This window comes from Methylobacterium sp. WL18 (assembly GCF_008040015.1).
Lineage (GTDB): Bacteria > Pseudomonadota > Alphaproteobacteria > Rhizobiales > Beijerinckiaceae > Methylobacterium > Methylobacterium mesophilicum.
Genome location: NZ_VRVD01000961.1, coordinates 1 through 1263 on the forward strand (window position 1 = coordinate 1; position 1263 = coordinate 1263).

Sequence of the window (1263 nt, forward strand, 5' to 3'; positions counted from 1 at the left end):
GCCCTGCTCGGGGCCGCGCGGGCGGCCGGGGCCGGATGGGAGCCGTCGCAGCGCGTGCCCGACCCGGCCGTGGAAGTGCTCGACCCGGCCTTCGCCAAGTACCGCCTGGCCTCCGCCACGGTGGAGCGGGTCGCCACCGGCCTGCGCTGGGCCGAGGGGCCGGTCTGGTTCGGCGACATGGGCGCGCTGCTGTTCAGCGACGTGGTCAACGACCGGATCATGCGCTGGGACGAGGGCTCCGGCGCGCTCACGGTGTTCCGCAAGCCGTCCGCCTATTCCAACGGCAACACCCGGGACCGGCAGGGGCGCCTGGTCACCTGCCAGCACAAGACCCGCAGCGTCACCCGGACCGAGCATGACGGCGCGATCACCACGCTGCTCGATCGGTTCGACGGCAAGCCGCTCAATTCGCCCAACGACGTGGTCTGCCATTCCGACGGGGCCGTCTGGTTCACCGACCCGGTCTTCGGGCCGAACCCGCACGAAGCGATGGCGCCGCCGGAGCTTCCGGGCAACGTCTACCGGGTCGACCCGGCGACCGGTCAGGCGAGCGTCGCGGTGGCGGGGATCGCGGGCCCGAACGGGCTGGCCTTCTCGCCGGACGAGTCCAAGCTCTACGTCATCGAGGCGCGCGCCAAGCCGAACCGCCTGATCCGCGTCCACGACGTGGTCGAGAACGGCACCAAGACCGCCAACGGACGGGTGTTCTTCGACGCCGGCACCGGGACGCCGGACGGGTTCCGGGTCGATGTCGACGGCAACCTGTGGTGCGGCTGGGGCATGAGCGAGACCGAGGACGGCGTGCTCGTCCTGTCGCCGCAGGCCAAGCCGATCGGCCGGATCCGTCTGCCCGAACGCTGCGCCAACCTCTGCTTCGGCGGCCTCAACCGCAACCTGCTGCTGATGGCCGCCTCGCATTCGGTCTACGCGCTCTACGTGAACACGCGCGGCGCCGGGACCTGCTGAGCCCAGCCGCGCGGCGTTCCTCCGAAAGAGCCGAAACGCATCGTCATTCCGGGGCCGCGCAGCGGAGCCCGGAATCCAGAGCCGCCGAGCTTGCCGGCTTTGAGCAACCCGCCTCGCATTGTTCGGGCTCGCCTGTGGTTCTGGATTCCGGGCTCTCGCCTGCGGCGAGCCCCGGAATTGTCTGTTGGATGTCTGCTAGTTTGAGGGTGTTCCGCGCCAGCGGGATGCCTGGTCCGGGTGGCCACCCGGACCAGGCGCGAAGCGCCGACCGTCCCGGAATAGGGCTGCAACGCCCGT

The 1263-nt window shown here is 70.8% G+C and carries 1 protein-coding gene; it reads left to right on the forward strand.

Going from position 1 to position 1263, the window contains the following annotated elements; translation table 11 throughout:
* Positions 1 to 3: 3 nt before the first annotated feature.
* Positions 4 to 966, forward strand: coding sequence for an SMP-30/gluconolactonase/LRE family protein (locus tag FV228_RS30105; RefSeq protein WP_147857772.1), 963 nt, complete (start codon positions 4 to 6; stop codon positions 964 to 966).
* The last annotated feature ends 297 nt before the right edge of the window (positions 967 to 1263 follow it).